This window comes from Nocardiopsis terrae (genome assembly GCF_014651695.1).
Classification (GTDB): domain Bacteria; phylum Actinomycetota; class Actinomycetes; order Streptosporangiales; family Streptosporangiaceae; genus Nocardiopsis; species Nocardiopsis terrae.
Genome location: NZ_BMXJ01000007.1, coordinates 333,589 through 349,427, shown reverse-complemented (window position 1 = coordinate 349,427; position 15,839 = coordinate 333,589). Strand labels below are relative to the sequence as shown.

14 protein-coding genes are annotated in these 15,839 nt (G+C 71.7%); 5 read left to right on the top strand and 9 right to left on the bottom strand.

Annotated elements, in window-relative coordinates; genetic code table 11:
• Positions 1 to 22: 22 nt before the first annotated feature.
• Positions 23 to 676, bottom strand: a complete 654-nt coding sequence (locus IE195_RS21430; protein WP_191274382.1) for a TetR/AcrR family transcriptional regulator — start codon at positions 674 to 676, stop codon at positions 23 to 25.
• Positions 677 to 756: 80 nt separating this feature from the next.
• Here IE195_RS21430 and IE195_RS21425 point away from each other — a divergent pair, with 80 nt between their 5' ends.
• Positions 757 to 2,211: an MDR family MFS transporter gene (locus IE195_RS21425; RefSeq protein WP_225942525.1), complete on the top strand. Its 1,455-nt coding sequence runs from the start codon at positions 757 to 759 to the stop codon at positions 2,209 to 2,211.
• Positions 2,212 to 2,286: 75 nt separating this feature from the next.
• Here IE195_RS21425 and dprE2 read toward each other — a convergent pair whose 3' ends face one another.
• The 4 genes from dprE2 to pgfA form a co-directional block, all read right to left on the bottom strand.
• Positions 2,287 to 3,039 carry a decaprenylphospho-beta-D-erythro-pentofuranosid-2-ulose 2-reductase gene (gene dprE2 / locus IE195_RS21420; protein WP_191274380.1) on the bottom strand — a complete coding sequence of 251 codons (753 nt, stop codon included), beginning with the start codon at positions 3,037 to 3,039 and terminating at the stop codon, positions 2,287 to 2,289.
• A gap of 53 nt (positions 3,040 to 3,092) precedes the next feature.
• Complete coding sequence (gene dprE1 / locus IE195_RS21415; protein WP_191274378.1) at positions 3,093 to 4,451, bottom strand: FAD-binding protein; 1,359 nt, start codon at positions 4,449 to 4,451, stop codon at positions 3,093 to 3,095.
• Positions 4,448 to 5,395, bottom strand: a complete 948-nt coding sequence (locus tag IE195_RS21410; RefSeq protein WP_225942526.1) for a decaprenyl-phosphate phosphoribosyltransferase — start codon at positions 5,393 to 5,395, stop codon at positions 4,448 to 4,450. Before IE195_RS21410 ends, dprE1 begins: the two co-directional genes overlap by 4 nt.
• A gap of 228 nt (positions 5,396 to 5,623) precedes the next feature.
• A complete protein-coding gene (gene pgfA / locus IE195_RS21405; protein ID WP_191274374.1) occupies positions 5,624 to 6,541 on the bottom strand; it encodes a cell envelope lipid trafficking protein PgfA in 918 nt (305 codons plus the stop codon).
• 157 nt (positions 6,542 to 6,698) lie between these two features.
• On the opposite strand from pgfA, the gene IE195_RS21400 reads away from it, so the two are divergent.
• Positions 6,699 to 8,084 (top strand): acyltransferase family protein, encoded by a 1,386-nt coding sequence (locus tag IE195_RS21400; RefSeq protein WP_191274372.1) that lies wholly within the window; start codon positions 6,699 to 6,701, stop codon positions 8,082 to 8,084.
• 38 nt (positions 8,085 to 8,122) lie between these two features.
• On the opposite strand, the gene IE195_RS21395 is transcribed toward IE195_RS21400, so the two are convergent.
• On the bottom strand, positions 8,123 to 10,165 hold the full coding sequence (locus IE195_RS21395; protein WP_191274370.1) for a glycosyltransferase family protein: 2,043 nt from the start codon (positions 10,163 to 10,165) through the stop codon (positions 8,123 to 8,125).
• A 146-nt stretch (positions 10,166 to 10,311) separates the two neighbouring features.
• Between IE195_RS21395 and IE195_RS21390 the strand changes: the two genes are divergently transcribed.
• From IE195_RS21390 to IE195_RS21380, 3 genes are all read left to right on the top strand, one after another.
• Complete coding sequence (locus IE195_RS21390; protein WP_318784773.1) at positions 10,312 to 11,076, top strand: class I SAM-dependent methyltransferase; 765 nt, start codon at positions 10,312 to 10,314, stop codon at positions 11,074 to 11,076.
• Positions 11,073 to 11,834, top strand: coding sequence for a class I SAM-dependent methyltransferase (locus IE195_RS21385; RefSeq protein WP_191274368.1), 762 nt, complete (start codon positions 11,073 to 11,075; stop codon positions 11,832 to 11,834). Before IE195_RS21390 ends, IE195_RS21385 begins: the two co-directional genes overlap by 4 nt.
• 183 nt (positions 11,835 to 12,017) lie before the next feature.
• On the top strand, positions 12,018 to 12,560 hold the full coding sequence (locus IE195_RS21380; protein WP_191274701.1) for a class IV adenylate cyclase: 543 nt from the start codon (positions 12,018 to 12,020) through the stop codon (positions 12,558 to 12,560).
• 122 nt (positions 12,561 to 12,682) lie between these two features.
• Here the strand turns inward: IE195_RS21380 and ligD are convergent, their stop codons facing one another.
• The 3 genes from ligD to IE195_RS21365 form a co-directional block, all read right to left on the bottom strand.
• Positions 12,683 to 13,606, bottom strand: coding sequence for a non-homologous end-joining DNA ligase (ligD, locus tag IE195_RS21375; RefSeq protein WP_191274366.1), 924 nt, complete (start codon positions 13,604 to 13,606; stop codon positions 12,683 to 12,685).
• A gap of 179 nt (positions 13,607 to 13,785) precedes the next feature.
• A complete protein-coding gene (locus IE195_RS21370) occupies positions 13,786 to 14,730 on the bottom strand; it encodes an electron transfer flavoprotein subunit alpha/FixB family protein (protein ID WP_191274364.1) in 945 nt (314 codons plus the stop codon).
• 33 nt (positions 14,731 to 14,763) lie between these two features.
• Positions 14,764 to 15,543: an electron transfer flavoprotein subunit beta/FixA family protein gene (locus tag IE195_RS21365; RefSeq protein ID WP_191274362.1), complete on the bottom strand. Its 780-nt coding sequence runs from the start codon at positions 15,541 to 15,543 to the stop codon at positions 14,764 to 14,766.
• Between the last annotated feature and the right edge of the window lie 296 nt (positions 15,544 to 15,839).

Sequence of the window (15,839 nt, the reverse complement as noted above, 5' to 3'; positions counted from 1 at the left end):
CCGGTCCCAGCCCGCCCCGGCCTCATCCGCGGCCCGGGCCGTGGATGCGCAGGAAGGCGTCCACCCCCGAGCGAACCATCGCGACCCGCTCCTCCTCGGGCAGCGGGAGCGCTCCGAAGAAGGACCGGCTGTTGGCCTGGGTGCGCACCAGGGCCAGATAGTGTCCGGCGGCGGTCTCCTCACCGCCCTCCTCGATCTCCAGCAGTCCCCGGTCGGCCAGGGCGCGCAGGTGTGCCGCCAGGTCCTGGACGACCAGTTCGGAACCGCTGTCCGACCAGGCCCTGGCGGCGTCGGGGAAGTGCGCGGCCTCCCCGATCAGCAGCCGGACCAGGGCCGTGTGGTCGGCGCGGCGGCCTCTCGGGGACAGCCACTCGTCCCCGAAACCGACCAGGGCCTCGCGCGCGTCCCCGGCTTCCCGCAGGTGGCGGGCGGCGATCACGGCGTGGTCGGCGGCGAGGGTGGCACTGCTCTGGGAGACGATCCTGAGGAACAGGTCCCGCTTGTCGTCGAAGTGGTTGTAGATGGTGCGCTTGGACACGCCCGCGTCGGCGGCGATCGCGTCCACGCTGGCCCGCGCGTAGCCCTCCCTCAGGAAGACCCGCAGCGCGGCCTCCGTGATGGCCTCGTGCTTGACCGCCGACCTGCGATCACGTCCGTCCGCGCATGTGTCGGTCATCTCGCCCTCTGTCCTCGCGGGTCCTCGGTCCTGGAAGAACACAGTTCCCAAGGGAAACTGCACCGTGTAGTTTACCTTGTATGGCGAAGCAAGACCCCACCTCTCCATCCGCCGGTTCCACCGGTCCCGCCAGTTCCCTCCCCCCGGCGCCCCAGCGGCTCGACCGCCCGCTGCTCAAGCTCGCCTCCGTCCTCCTGGTCGGCGCCATGGCCGCGCTCCTGGACACCACCATCGTCAACGTGGCCGTCGACCACCTCTCCCGGGCCCTGGACGCCCCCGTCTCGACCGCGCAGTGGGTGGCCAGCGCCTACCTGCTCTCCACCGCCTCGGTGATCCCGATGACCGGCTGGGCGATCGACCGCTTCGGCCAGCGCACCACCTGGATGACCGCGCTCGCGCTGTTCGGAGCGGGGTCGCTGCTGTGCACCACCGCCTGGTCGATCGAGAGCCTGATCGCCTTCCGGGTGCTCACCGGGCTGGGCAGCGGCATGGTCCTGCCCCTGGTCATGACGATCCTCGTGCAGGCCGCGGGACCGCAGCGCCTCGGAAGGGCGATCGGTCTGCTCAGCGTGCCCATCCAGCTGGCGCCCGCCCTGGGCCCCGTGCTGGGCGGGATCGTCCTGGACACGCTGGGCTGGCGGTGGATCTTCGTGGTCTCGCTGCCCTGCATCCTGTTGGCCATGGCTCTGGCCGTGCGCGGGGTGCCCAAGGGGAGCCCGCGGGCCGCCGAACGGCTCGACCTGGTGGGGCTGCTCCTGCTCTCCCCCGGGATCGCGACCCTGCTCTACGGCATGTCCGTACTGGGCGACTCCCGCCATGCCCTGGTGTTCGTGGCCGTCGGCCTGCTACTGATAGCCGGCTTCGTGGCACACGCCCTGCGCGAGCGGCCCGGGGGCCCCGCCCCGGTGATCGATCTGCGCCTGTTCCGGAACCTGCTGTTCCGGCTGGGTGCACTGCTGATGTTCGTGTTCGGGATCTGTATCTGGGCGGGCATGTTCCTGCTCCCGCTCTTCTTCCAGCAGGTCCAGGGAGCCTCCGCGCTGACCGCGGGGCTGCTCATGGCACCGATGGCCGCCGGTGTGGCCGTGGTGAACCTGTTCATCGGGCCGATCGCGGACCGCACCGGGCCGCGTTACCTGGTGCTGGGCGGTCTCCTCGTGGGCGCGGCCGCCACCGCCCCGTTCGGTCTGGCCGGACCGGACACCCCGGCCGCCCTGCTGGCCACCGCGATGTTCGTCCGCGGTCTGGGCCTGGGCGCGGCGATGGTGCCGATGCTGGCCACCGCCTACCGGGGACTGCCCTCGGACCGGGTGCCCCGGGCCAGCAGCGCGCTGAACGTCACCCAGCGGCTCGGCGCCGCCGTCGGCACCGCCGCACTGGCCCTGCTGCTCGCGTCCCTGCTCGCCGACGCAGCCCGCCCCGAGACGGCCTTCCGGGCGACCTTCTGGTGGATGACCGGCCTGACGGCCGGGGCGATGGTCCCCGCGATGTTCCTGCCGAGCACCCGCCCGGACCTCACCGAGCGGTCCGGCTAGCTCAGGGGCCAGCGGCCGAAGGGACGCCGACCGGGGATGCGGCGGCCGTGGAGGCGGACCGGAGAACCAGGGGAGCTAACGCCCCAGGCGGCGCCACAGGGCCCGGGGCATCATCCGCATCCCCGCGAACACGGGTTGCAGCACGCGCGGCGCCCAGACCGTGGTGGCGCCGCCGCGCAGCCCCCTGGACACGGAGTCGGCCACCTGGCCGGGGGTGGCGGGGAACGGCGCCGGGTCGACGTGCCGGGACATCCGGGTGGCGACGTAGCCCGGCCGGACCACCAGGACCCGCGCCCCGGTTCCGTGCAGCGAGTCCGCCAGCCCCTGGGCGAACCCGTCGAGCCCCGCCTTGGCGGAGCCGTACACGAAGTTGGCCCGGCGCACCCGGACCCCGGCCACCGACGACAGCACCACGAGCACCCCGTGGCCCTGTTCACGCAGGCGGGCGGCGACGGCCAGCCCGACGGACACGTGCCCGGTGTAGTTCACGGTGGCCGCGCGGGCGGCGGCCAGGGGGTCGGCCTCGTACTCCGCCTGCTCGCCCAGCACCCCGAAGGCGTCCACCACCACGTCCAGGTCGCCCACCAGCTCCACTGCGGCGGCGACCACGGCGGCATGGGTGTCGGCGTCCTCGGCGTCGAACTCCAGCGAGTGGGTGGTCGCGCCGAGGGCCCCGAACACGCCCGGCGCCTCACCCGCCCCGCCCCGGGCCGCGAGCACCACCTCGCGGGCGCCCTCGCGCACCAGCCGTTCGGCGACGGCCAGGCCGATCTCACTGCGACCGCCGAGCAGCAGGACGGTTCGTACGCTTCCCAGCGAGTCGCGCATGGGCGGGTCCTTCCGGGGTTCGGGGGCGCGGGGCGGCTGCCCCGGGCCGGTGTTCACACGAGTCGGAGGCGTCGGGCCAGGTCGGACACGAGTACGCCCCCGGGGTCCGCGCGTGCCCGCGTGGCCTGCCAGGAGGGGATTTCCGGGTACATGGCGTGCACGGTCTCCGCGTCGGCCCGGCTGTCCTTGGCCAGGTACAGGCGCCCGCCCGCCGCCAGGACCCGTTCGTCGAACCCGCGCAGCAGCCGCGCCAGCCCGGGCAGGTCCGCGGGCAGGTCGAGGGCGAGCGCCCACCCGGGCCGGGGGAAGGACAGCGGGCCCGGTGTCGGCTCTCCCATCCGTTTGAGGACGGCGAGGAAGGAGGGCGCACCCACCCCGGACAGCCCCGCCACGACGGCGCGCAGGGTGTCCTCCTCCCCGAAGGGCACGACGAACTGGTACTGCACGAACCCGCGCGGCCCGTACATCCGGTTCCAGCCCCGTACCGAGTCCAGCGGGTGGAAGAACCCGCCGACCGGCTGGGCCTGGCCGCGCCTGCGCTGGGGGGCGGCGTTGTAGTAGGCGGTGTTGAAGGCGCTCACCGTCCACCGGTTGAGCAACCGCGGCGGCGCCCAGGGCGGGGCGGGCAGCGGTGTCCCGGTCCGGTACCGCAGGGGTTCGCGGCGCTGCGGCGCGGGCAGGTCGGCGGGGCGGGCGTGGTGGGCGCGGGTCAGCACCCCGCGGCCCGTGGCCGCTCCCCTGGCGAGCAGGTCGACCCAGCAGACCGTGTACCGGTAGGCGTGGTCGGTGCGCGCCATCAGGTCCAGGGTGGAGTCGAGGTCGCCGGTGCGGTCGGTGTCCACCCGGACGTGGGCGGTCTCGACCGGGTGCACGCCGAGGGTGGCCTCGGTGATGACCCCGGTCAGCCCCATCCCGCCCACGGTGGCCCAGAAGAGCTCGGTGTCGCCGTGGTCCGGGCCGAGCCGGTGCACCTCGCCGACCGGGGTGAGCAGGGTGAGGGAGCGCACGTGGGCGCCGATCGAGGAGTCGGCGTGGTGGTTCTTGCCGTGCACGTCGGCGGCGATCGCCCCGCCCAGGGTGACGTGCCTGGTCCCGGGGGTGACGGGGACGAAGTACCCGCGGGGCAGCAGGTGCGCGATGATCCGTTCGAGGCTGGTCCCCGCGGGCGCGGTGACCTCCGCCCGTCCGGTGTCCAGGCGCGGCGGCCCGGCGAGTCCGGTGCAGTCCAGGACGAGTCCGCCCGCCGCCTGGGCGGCGTCGCCGTAGGAGCGCCCCAGGCCCCGGGCGAGGGCACCGCGCGGCCCCGCGCGGGTCAGCGCCTGCGCGGCCTGTTCGAGGGTGCGCGGACGCACGACGCGGGCGGCGGTGGGGGCGGTGCGGCCCCAGCCGGTGAGGAGGGTCGGTCGACTCACAGGTAGATCCCCAGTCCGACCAGGAGGGCGAGGGCGGCGAGGACGAGCTGGAGGGGGCGGTCCCCCAACGCGATCTCCTCGGGTTCCTCGCCCGCGCCCCGGTCCACGAGCAGGTTGTAGCGGAGCACGAACATGACGAACGGAACGATACTGACCGCGTGGAACACGGAGTGCGGGCCGCCGTCCTGCTCCAGGGCCCACAGGCAGTAGGTGACGATCATGGCACCGGAGGCGATGGTGCGCATCTGGGAGAGGTAGCTGGTGGTGTAGCCCAGCAGCGCCGCGCGGGTGGGATGCACCTCCCGCTCCCGTTCCCGGGGGTCGTTCCGGGGACCGTCGTCCTGGGCCCCCGGTTCCCCGTCCGGGAGGTGCAGGCGCAGTTCGGCCTCGCGTTTGCCGACCACCACCAGCAGGGCGGCCAGCGAGACCACGATGACGAACCACGAGGTCAGCTCCACACCGGCGACGATCCCGCCCGCCACGGCCCGCAGCACGTGGCAGGAGGCGACCGCGACCAGGTCGCAGACGACGACGTCCTTGAGCAGGTGCGTGTAGGCCAGGGTGAGCAGCACGTACACGGTCAGCAGCAGGGTGAGGCGCCAGTTGCCCAGGGCGAGGGAGGCCAGCGGGGCGGTAGCGGTGAGCACAGCCCCCGCGGTCGCGGCGACCGGTGCCGGGAGCTCGCCGGAGGCGACGGGGCGGTGGCGTTTGCGGGGGTGTTCGCGGTCGCGGTGCAGGTCGCGGACGTCGTTGAGCAGGTAGGTTCCGCTGGCGGCCGCGCAGAAGAGGACGAAGGCGGCGGCGCACAGCAGCAGGGTGCGGGGATCGCCGAGCGCCCCCGCGGTGCCGGGGGCGGCGAACACCAGCAGGTTCTTCAGCCACTGGCGGGGGCGGCAGGCCCTGAGCAGGGGCAGGACCCGGAGCGGGAGGGGGCGCGGCCCCATGACGGTGCTCCTCACGGGCCGGTTTCCGGTCCCGGGGGTCGTGGTCGGCGCCATGGCCTCCCCCTTCTTCCGTGTGTCAGGCCCTGTGGAAGGTGGATGCCGGACCGCCTGTGGGGGGTTCAGGCGGTCCGGCCGACGGAGTGCCCGGGTCGGGGGGTCCGGGTCGGTTTCGGGGGGCGTGTCCTCGGGGTGCGTCCTCGCGGGGGTCGGGGGCCGGTCGGTGCCGTGCTAGTGCTGTTCGGTGCGGCGACCGGTGACGAACAGGACGATGGCGACACCGATGAACCCGACACCGACGATCAGCGCGCCGATGGGCAGTGTGGTGTGCAGCAGCGGGAGGACCGTTCGGGCCTGTTCGGTCTTCTCGATGGCGGTGGCGCGGGTGGCGTCGTCGAAGCGGAGTTCGCCGCTGAGCAGGGTCAGGACCTCCTCGCCGTCGACGACGACGACACGGTGGTGGTCCTCACTGATGTCGATGGGGGAACCGCTGACCGGTTCGATCCAGTAGGTCCGGGTGATGGAGAAGGTCTCGTCGCCGACGACGTCGCCCTCGCCCTCGAGTCCGGCGACCGAGCGCGGGATCTCGCGCTCGTCGACCACGGTCGGCTCGACGGTCTGGACGAACTTGTAGGCCTCGACGCCGTCGACCTCCTCGACGCCCTCGAACTCCATGGGGACGTTCTCCTGGACCGTGGTCTCGAAGAAGTCGTGGTCGCGCTGTTCGGCGAAGAAGGGGAACTTCCACCCCTGCCCCGTCTGGGCGACGGCTTCGTCGTTGATCATGGCGTCGCAGCAGTCGACGAGCTCTCCGGTGACGCGGTCGTGTCCGGCGCGGCGGTTGGTGGAGCTGATGCCGAAGTCGGTGTCAGCGTCCTTGATCCAGGTGAACTGGTCCCACACCACCACGTCGTCGGTGCTGGAGGCCACGTCGGCCCGGATGGTCGAGTGCGCCTCCACGTCGGCGTCCTCGACGAGTTCGACGTCCTCGATGTTGAAGTAGGTGACCTCTCCGGTGTTGACGGTGGCGTTGTAGTAGTCCAGTGGAGTCTTCATCAGGGAACTGGACATCCACGTGCGCATCATGGGTGCCAAGGCGAGACAGAAGACCCCCAGCGCGATGAGAACAACCGCAACGGTACGGCGCATGTGCCCTCCTGGGCGGATGAGAGTCCAGAGCTGGAACTAGGTTCAGTTCCGGGTAGAGTACTGCCCAGTAGTGAACGACGTCACCTGGGCGTGTCTGAATTTTTATAACACGTTCTAGTAGAACACGTTTCGGTTCCCTCCCGTTCTGGAAGGCCCCATGGCGCCCACTCCCTCCGCGCCCGAGGTCACCCCCTCCGGCAGCCCTCGGACACCCCCCGCCGACCGGACGCGCCTGCTTCCGCAGGTGAGCGGTCGGCACCACGCCCTCGACGGGGTGCGCGCCCTGGCCTGCCTGATGGTCCTGGTGGTGCACGTGTCCACCGAGACCGGCGACGCCCTCGCACCCGGCCCGGTGGGGGCGCTGCTCAGCTCCTCGGCCCTGGCGGTGCCCCTGTTCTTCGCGCTCTCGGGTGTGCTGCTGTACCGGCCGTGGGCCCGGGCCGCGCTGGACGGCACCCGCGGACCGCACACCGGCGCCTACCTGTGGCGCCGCCTCATGCGCGTCTTCCCCTCCTACTGGGTCGTGGCCGTCGTCGCCCTGTTCCTGTACGCGGGCGAACACCTGTCCTCGGCACGGCACTGGTTCGAGGTCCTCACCCTGACCTTCCCGTTCAACACCGCCCCCCACTGGGCCGGCCCGGGCCCGGAGGGGCTCGGCCAGATGTGGAGCCTGTCGGTGGAGATCGCCTTCTACGTCACCCTCCCGCTCCTGGCGGTGTTCCTGGGCCTGTGGGCCAAGGGCGGTAGGACGGTCGACGCCCGCGGCCGGAGGCTGCTCGGCGGGCTGGTGGCGGTCACGGTGCTGGCCTACCTGGCCCTGATCCCGCAGTACTATCCGGAGCCCCGCGAACTCATGCACTCCTGGCTGCCGCGCTGCATGGGCATGTTCGCGGTCGGGATGGCACTGGCCACGCTCTCGGAGTGGGCCTGGCGGGAAAGCGGCCCCGACGGCCCCGTCCGCCGGTTCTGCCGCACCGTCGGTACCGCGCCCGGCCTGTGCTGGACGGTCGCCGCTGCTTTCTACGTGCTGGAGGCGACCCCGGCTGCCGGAGGCAGGTTCTTCGAGCCCGGCAACCTGTGGATGTCGATCGTCGAGTCGACCGCGAGCATCGGTTTCGCCTTCTTCGTCGTCGCCCCGGTGGCCCTGGCCCCGCCCGCGCCCGAGGGCCCCCGCCGCCGCCTCCGATCCCTCGCCACCTGGACCGAGGGCGCCTGGCTGGACGGGCTGATGCGGCACCCGGTGATGGTGTACTTCGCCCCGATCAGCTACGGCGTGTTCCTCTGGCAGTTCGTCGTCCTCTACCTGTGGCGTGACTTCACCGGCCAGGAGATCTTCACCGGCTCGTTCTGGCTGGACCTGGTCCCGGTGCTGATCGGCAGCGTGCTGCTGGGCAAGCTCACCCACCACCTGGTCGAGGAGCCGAGCCGGAGGTGGTCGCGGGAGTTCTTCACCTCCGGGACCCGTGCCGGGCGCGGCCGGATGCGGCACGGAGGGGACGCACGGGACCCGCAGCCGCCCGCGCAGGACCGCTCCCGGGACTGAGCCGTGACCGGGTCCGACCGGTCGGACCCGGCCGGGCCTCACTCGTCCTCGCCGGCGGCCTCCGACCCGTCCTCCTCAGCGCCTTCCCCGGCTGCCGCCTCCTGCTCCGCGACCTGGCTCGCCGGGGCGAGCTGACCCAGCGAAGCCCAGGTCACGCAGGTCTTCCCCGCATCGGTGAACAGGGTGAACTTCGTGTCGCGCTCACTGACGGGCACGTACCAGAAACCGCCCTCGGGGGCGGCGGGGAGCTCGGTCCGGACCTCCTGCTCACCGACCACCACGACCAGGTCGGCGTCCTCCTCGGAGGTGTAGCCGATCGTCGCGACCTGCGCGACCCCGCCGACCTCCCACACGTTCCAGGACATCAGGCCGTCCCAGCTCTCCATGCACTCCTCGCCCTCCTCCGGGCGGAAGGCGTTGGCCCAGGAGATCGGCGCGGCCTCCACCAGGCGCCCGTCGTCGTCGAAGACGTAGGCGCTGTCGGACTCCTCCGGCGTGTACATCCGGGCGGCCACCTCGCGGTCGGCCAGCGGGGCCAGGACGTAGGAGCTGAGCCTGCGGGGCCCGTTCCACTCCAGGACGAGGTCGGTGGGGACCGGACGGCTGTACAGGCCCGCGTCCCCGGGCACGTCCTCCAGGGACTCCCGCACGTTCGCCAGGTACTCGCGCTGCCGGTCACCGCTCAGGGTCTCGGTGTAGGTGTAGGTCGAGTAGGACGCCGAAACCGCGTACACGAGCGTGACGGACGTCGCGGCCACCCACACGCCGCGGGTGTGGCGCAGGAGCTGGAGCCGGCTCCGGCCGCGCTCCTCGCCCGCGTTGCCGACCCACTCCCGGGACCGTTCCTCCCGGGTCGCCAGGAAGGCCAGCGCCAGGACGAGGGCGAAGACCAGGGCGGCGTCGGCGACGTAGCGCGGGTCCGAGCCGACCTCGCCGTACATCCGCCCGCGGGCGATGACGGTGGGGAGGGCGTCGACGAAAACCAGGTAGCCCGCGAGCAGGGCCCAGGCCCGCCAGGACGCGCGCCGCACCCGCACACTGGCGAGCACGATCGCGACGAGGACGGCCCAGGCGCCGATCAGCACCACCCCGGGGGGATCCACCAGACCGCCGGCCGGGGTGATCGGCCCCCACTGGAAGGGCCCGCCGAGCGCACCGGTGGGGAAGACCTCGCCGAGCATTCGCCCCACCAGTTGGACCACGACCTCGGACTCGGGCACCGAGGCGCCCTCCCCCGAGCTCGAGGCGCGCTGTCTGACCAGGTAGAGCAGGAGGTAGCCGACGGTGATCGCGACCATCGACAGCCAGTACGTGCGGTGCCGCCGGAAGGCGTGACCCAGCGCCGTGAGGAGGCCGCCGGGGTAGAGGAAGGCGACCGCCAACACCAGCGCCAGGGCCGGCAGGAACAGCGCCTTGACGGAGAACAGCATCCCGAACACGACGGCGCCGCCCGCCCACCAGGCGAAGAGCGGGGTCCCGGTGCGCAGGTAGCGGACAGTCCACAGCAGCGCCAGCACGGTCGCCAGCTGGAGGGGGACGGCGTTGAGCGCGGCCGCCCACCAGCCCAGGACCGGGATCGTCAGGGGCGCCAGCGCGTACACCGTGAGCGGGACGAGCAGGGCCCAGCGGCGGCCGAAGAGTTCCCACAGCAGGCGGAGGAAGGCCAGGATCGACGCCGCCTGGAGGAGCAGCATGGTGCCGGCCGCGGACGCCCAGTGGTAGGGGCCGAAGGCCGTCTGGACGTACACCAGGAAGAGCCCGCCGGGCATGAAGTGGCCCTTGTGCAGCTCCAGCAGGTACGCGGGGGCGAGTTCGCTGGTGCGCGCGCCGGCGAAGAAGAGGAAGTCGTCCTCGACGAAGTAGGACTCGCTGAGCACGTACACCTTGAGCAGGAGCGCGGCGAGGACGATCAGGAGACCGGCCTGGAGGACCCGGTCCCGCAGCACCCCCCGCAGGGCGGCGATCGAGTCGCCCAGCACGTCGCCGTACGTGGGCTCCTGGTCGTCGGCTTCCTCCACCGGTCGGCGTAGCCTGGTGGCTCCGCCGACCTCCGCGCGCCCTGTGGGGGAATCAGGCGACATGGGTACTCTCCCCGACGTAGGTTGGCCAACCCGGAAAATGGGTGCCAGAATACAACACGTTCCACTTTTTCTCTGACCCTTGGCGCAGGTCCTGATGACCCGCGTGCCCATAACAGGAACAAGCTCCAGTCGGAGCTGCCCGGCGGGTGGTCACAAGCACTGTGGGGGTGATGCCGGTGGGGCTCGAACAGGTTCGCCGCGACTGGACCCGGCTGGGTTCCACCGAGCCGCTGTGGGCGGTCTGCGTGGACCCGGACAAGCGTGACGGCGGGTGGGACGACGACGAGTTCCTCGCCTCCGGCCGCGCCGACATCGACCCGGCGATCGCCCGTCTGGACGAGCTCGGGCTGGCGCCGGGACGCGGCCGCGTCCTGGACTTCGGCTGCGGGGCGGGGCGGCTCTCCAACGCCCTGGCCGCGCACTTCGACCGGGTGGTGGGTGTGGACATCTCCGCTCCCATGCTGGACGAGGCGCGCCGCCTGGACCGCTCCGGGGGCCGGATCGACTTCGTGCTGAACGAGCGCCCGGACCTGTCGCCGTTCTCGGACGACTCCTTCGACCTCGTCTACACCGACCTCGTCCTCCAGCACCTGCCGACCGACCTGGCCGAGGGCTACCTGCGCGAGTTCGCCCGGGTGGTCCGCCCCGGCGGGGTCCTGGTGGTCGGAGTGCCCGAGTCCGAGCGGCGCACCTTCAAGGGCCTGGTGTTCCGGTACGCGCCGTGGCCGCTGGTGGCCCTGGCCCAGCGGGTGATCCTGCGCTACCCGGCGCCGATGCGGATGCACACCCTGCGGACCGGGAGGATCGCCGAGCTGCTGCCCGGGTCGCGGATCGCCGCCTCCGACGAGTACTGGGGCGGCGACCACTGGCGCCACCTGCGCCACTACGTCGAGGTCGGTGGCGCGCAGTGACCCCGGCCGCCACCCGCTCCGACGGCACGGTGCCCTTCCGCGCCACCCTCGCCCGCTCCGTGGGGCTGTTCACGGCCTTCCGCAGGGAGCAGACCGACCCGGCGTTCTTCTACGGCAGGCTGGCCCGCGACACGGTCGACCAGTTGCGGTCCTACACCCCGTTGGCCGGGGAGCTCGTGGTGGACGTGGGCGGCGGTCCCGGTTACTTCGCCGACGAGCTCCGGGCCGCGGGCGCGCGCTGCCTGTGCGTGGACTCCGACGCGCACGAGATGACCCTGCACGGCCGCGAGGCCGACTCGGGGGCCGTGCAGGGCAGCGCTCTGGACCTGCCGCTGCGCAGCGGGACCGTGGACGTGTGCTTCTCCTCCAACGTGCTGGAGCACGTGCCCGACCGCGTCCGGATGGCCGACGAGATGGTCCGGGTCACCCGCCCCGGAGGGCTCGTCTACCTCTCCTACACCCTGTGGCTCTCACCGTGGGGCGGCCATGAGACCTCTCCCTGGCACTACCTGGGCGGGTCCTACGCGGCCGATCGCTTCACGCGCAAGCACGGCCGGCGGCCCAAGAACGACTTCGGCCGGAGCATGTACGCGGCGTACGCCAAGGAGATGCTGCGCTGGGTGCGGGGGCGTTCGGACGTGGACGTGGTCGACATCCGGCCCCGGTACCTGCCCTCGTGGATGAAGCCGGTCGTGCACGTGCCGCTGCTGCGGGAGGTCGTCACCTGGAACCTGCTGATCGTCCTGCGCAGGCGCTGACCCGTCCCGACCCCCTGTGTCGCCCGCGCCCCGGGCCCTCGGGCTTCCGCCGGGTTACGGCGGGTCCCCGAGGGGCTTTTGGGTCGCCGGGGCCGTTCCGTGTTCCACCGAAACCGGGACACGGGGAGCGCACGCGGTTACGCTCCCCCGGGAATGATCACGGTGAGACGCTGGGGGCGGCTGGTGCGGGAGATCGAGGCGAAGTACAGGACCGGTGACCTGGAGGCCCTGCTGGCGGCGTTGAAGTCCGCCGGGGTGACGGTCGCTGATCCGGTCTTCCAGGACGACCAGGCCTATGCCCCGGCAGGGTGGGAGCCCGGGTACGGGAAGGTCGGGCACACGTTCGCCCGTCTGCGCACGGAGGACAACACCCACGTCCTCACCACCAAGACGCCGCTGGGCAACGCCATGGAGTGCATCGAGTACGAGACCGTGGTGGCCGACCGGGAGCAGACGCACGGTGCGCTGTTGGCGCTGGGGTACGAGCCGTTCGTGCGTATCGTCAAGGACCGCCGCAGCGGGGCCGTCGGGTCGGTGGGGGTGTGCGTCGACGTCGTCGAGGGCGCGGGCACCTTCCTGGAGTTGGAGCTGGTGGTCGACGACGACCGGGACGGGCGGGCCGCCCAGGAGGAGCTCGATGCCTGGGCGCGGGGGCTCGACGTCGAGCTGGAGCGCACCACCGAGACCTACGACGCCCTGGTGCGGCCCGGCGCGACACCCCGATGATCCTGCTCCCGCACGGGTCTCCCCCGCCCCAACCCTCGGTGATCTTGCTACCAGGGGCAACTTCGGCGCCGAAATTGCCCCTGGTAGCAAGATCACCGCGAAAAGGGGGCCGTCGGCCCGGCCTACTCCCCCTCCCCCCGGCTGGTACGGGGGCGCGGCACCACGCCGCCCTCACCCCGGTCGAGCAGGGACAGCGCCCGGCGCGGCGACCTCGCGTGCCTGCGCATCCCCGCGAACGGGCACTCCTGGCGTTCCAGGTCGATGGTGAAGTCCCGCGAGGAGGTGAGCTGGTCCAGTTCCTCCCAGGTCACCGGGGCGGCCACCGGAGCCCCGGGCCTGGCCCGGACCGAGTACGGCGCGACCGCGAGCTGGGCGGGCCCGTTGCGCAGGTAGTCGACGAACATCCGGCCGTGCCTGGCCGCCTTGCGCACCCGGGTGGTCCACTCCTCGGGCGCGCGGGCCGCGACCCGGTCCGCGACCGCCTTGGCCAGCCGCCGCACCTCCAGGTCGCCCACCTCGGGCCGCAGCGGCGAGTGGACGTGCAGCCCCCGGGAGCCGGTGGTCATCACGTACGCGGCCAGCCCGAGTTCGGTCAGGACCTCGCGCACGCTCCAGGCGGCGTCCCGGCAGGACTCGAAGGCGTCCTCCCCCTCTCCCACCGGGTCGAGGTCCAGGACCATCCGGTCGGGCAGGCCCAGGCGCGGGGTACGCGAGGACCAGGTGTGCAGGGTGATGGCGGCCTGGTCGGCGCACCACACCAGCGCGGCCGCCTCCTGGCACTCCATCATCCGCCCCGAGGAGGTCCACACCGTACGTATCCACTTGGGGTGCGGTGGGTGCTGGGACAGGAATCCGGGATCGTCGATGCCGTCCGGGAAGCGCTCCAGCGCGACGGGCCGGTCCCGGACCAGCGGCAGCATGAGCGGCGCGATCCTGGCGTAGTAGTCGGCGAGGTCGGCCTTGGTCGCCCCGTCCGGCCCGAAGAGCGGCTTCTCGGCGTGCTTGACCTCCACCTTGCGCCGCCCGGCCCGTACCGTCGTCCGCATCGACCGAACCTCCTCCGGTCAGGAACATCGTGCGCCGGACTTACCCGGACACACCACGCGAAAACCACACGGAACCTTTCACATAGGGCAAACCACCTGCCCTTCCACACACGAAAGCCAACGCCCGGCCGGGGCGGACCCCGGTCGGGCGTTGGCTCGGATACGCGAAGCGCTCGCTACTACTTGCGCTTGTTGATCTCCTCGGTCAGCTGCGGGGCGACCGTGTGCAGGTCACCCACGACGCCGAAGTCGGCGAGCTCGAAGATCGGGGCCTCGGGGTCCTTGTTGACCGCGAGGATGTTCTTCGAGGTCTGCATACCCGCCCGGTGCTGGATCGCGCCGGAGATACCCAGGGCGACGTACAGGTTCGGGCTGACCGTCTTACCGGTCTGGCCGACCTGGAACTGGTTCGGGTACCAGCCGGAGTCGACGACGGCGCGCGAGGCGCCGACGGCGGCACCGAGGGAGTCGGCCAGGTTCTCGACGACCGTGAAGTCGTCGGAGCCCACACCGCGGCCCCCGGAGACCACGATGGCGGCCTCGGTGAGCTCGGGGCGCGCGCCCTTCTCCTGGACGACGCGCTCGACGACCTTGGCGCCCTTGGCGGCGTCGGAGATGTCGACCGAGACGGCCTCCTCGGCGGCGGCGCCGGCGGCGGCCTCCGGGACGACCGAGTTCGGGCGGACCGCGACGATCGGCACACCGGTCCGCACGCGGGCGTGGGTGACGGTGGCGCCACCGAAGATGCTGTGCTCGGTGACGAGCTCAGCGGTGACGTCGACGACGTCGGTGAGCACACCGGAGCCCAGCTTCACGGCAGTACGACCGGCGATCTCCTTGTTCTCGGCGGTGGCCGAGACGAGGATGGCGGCGGCGCCCTTGTCCTGGGCGAGCTTGGTGAGCAGCTCGGCCTTGGGGGCTACGACGTAGTCGTTCACCTCGGCCGGAGCCACGTAGACCTTCTCGGCGCCGAACTCGGCCAGCGTGGCCTTGCCCGACTCCGCACCTTCGCCGACCCACACCGCGGCGGGCTCGCCGATGCGGCGCGCAGCGGTCAGCAGCTCGGTGGTGACCTTCTTGACCTGTCCGTCGACGTGGTCGACGAGGACGAGGACCTCAGCCATAATCCTTGAACCTTCCTGAGTCTCTCGCCTGACCTACACGAACTTCTTCTCGGCGAGGAAGTCGGCGGCCTTGGCGCCACCGTCACCCTCGTCCTTGACGATCGTGCCCGCGGCACGCGGCGGCGCGGCGGCGAAGTCAACGGTCTCGGTGGTGGCGTTGGCCAGACCGACCTTGCCGGTGTCGATGCCCGCGTCGGCCGCGGACTTCTTGTCGACCGGCTTCTTCTTCGCCTGCATGATCAGCTTGAAGGACGGGTAGCGGGGCTCGTTGATCTTCTCCATGACGGAGACGACCGCCGGGAGCTGAGCCTCGACCACGTCGTAGCCGTAGTCGGTCTGACGCTGGATCTTGATGGCGCTGCCGTCGATGTCGACCTTGCCGGCCAGCGTGAGCTGGGGCAGGCCGAGGTACTCGGCGAGCGCGGCACCGACGACACCGGTACGGGCGTCGGTGGACTCCGAGCCGAGGACGACCAGGTCGAACTCGATGGTGCCCAGGGCCTGCGCGAGCGCGTAGGCGGTCTGGATCGCGTCGGAGCCGTGCAGCGCCTCGTCGTTGACGAAGACGGCCTTGTCGGCACCCATGGACAGGGCCTTGCGGATCGAGTCCGTGGCCTGGTCCGGTCCCATCGTCAGGACGGTGACCTCGCCGCCGTGCTTCTCCTTGAGCAGGAGAGCCTCTTCGATCGCGTACTCGTCGAGCTCGTTGATGACGCCGTCGGACGCTGCGCGGTCCAGCGTCTTGTCATCGGCGTTGAGCTTCCGTTCGGTCGCCGTGTCCGGGACCTGCTTGACCAAAACGACAATATTCATGGCCGGTGGCCGACCTCCCTGCACTCCCATATCCGCCGTCAGGCGGGTGGGCGCTGGCGCGCCCCGTTACTGCCAACAATGCCGAATGCCGTTCGGTCATCCGACGGCGGGTCCGGTGTACACGTCTACATCCGCCCCGCCAGTGCTCATAACAAAGATGTTACTCGCTAGTAGCTTGAAGGCCAACCCGTGACCCCAAGTTCGACTTAGGAAACCCTAACCAAGTTGCCCGCGGCGGCCGCCGCCGGGCCGCGGGTACTGCGCCCACCAGCGTCGACGGACCGGGAACGCGGGGC

Bases quoted from the DNA above. Each gene is read 5' to 3' on its own strand.
- IE195_RS21370 (WP_191274364.1), bottom strand. From the start codon at position 14,730: ATGGCTGAGGTCCTCGTCCTCGTCGACCACGTCGACGGACAGGTCAAG.
- IE195_RS21425 (WP_225942525.1), top strand. From the start codon at position 757: ATGGCGAAGCAAGACCCCACCTCTCCATCCGCCGGTTCCACCGGTCCC.
- IE195_RS21400 (WP_191274372.1), top strand. From the start codon at position 6,699: ATGGCGCCCACTCCCTCCGCGCCCGAGGTCACCCCCTCCGGCAGCCCT.
- pgfA (WP_191274374.1), bottom strand. From the start codon at position 6,541: ATGCGCCGTACCGTTGCGGTTGTTCTCATCGCGCTGGGGGTCTTCTGT.
- dprE2 (WP_191274380.1), bottom strand. From the start codon at position 3,039: ATGCGCGACTCGCTGGGAAGCGTACGAACCGTCCTGCTGCTCGGCGGT.
- IE195_RS21410 (WP_225942526.1), bottom strand. From the start codon at position 5,395: ATGGGGCCGCGCCCCCTCCCGCTCCGGGTCCTGCCCCTGCTCAGGGCC.
- ligD (WP_191274366.1), bottom strand. From the start codon at position 13,606: ATGCGGACGACGGTACGGGCCGGGCGGCGCAAGGTGGAGGTCAAGCAC.
- IE195_RS21365 (WP_191274362.1), bottom strand. From the start codon at position 15,543: ATGAATATTGTCGTTTTGGTCAAGCAGGTCCCGGACACGGCGACCGAA.
- IE195_RS21430 (WP_191274382.1), bottom strand. From the start codon at position 676: ATGACCGACACATGCGCGGACGGACGTGATCGCAGGTCGGCGGTCAAG.
- IE195_RS21395 (WP_191274370.1), bottom strand. From the start codon at position 10,165: ATGTCGCCTGATTCCCCCACAGGGCGCGCGGAGGTCGGCGGAGCCACC.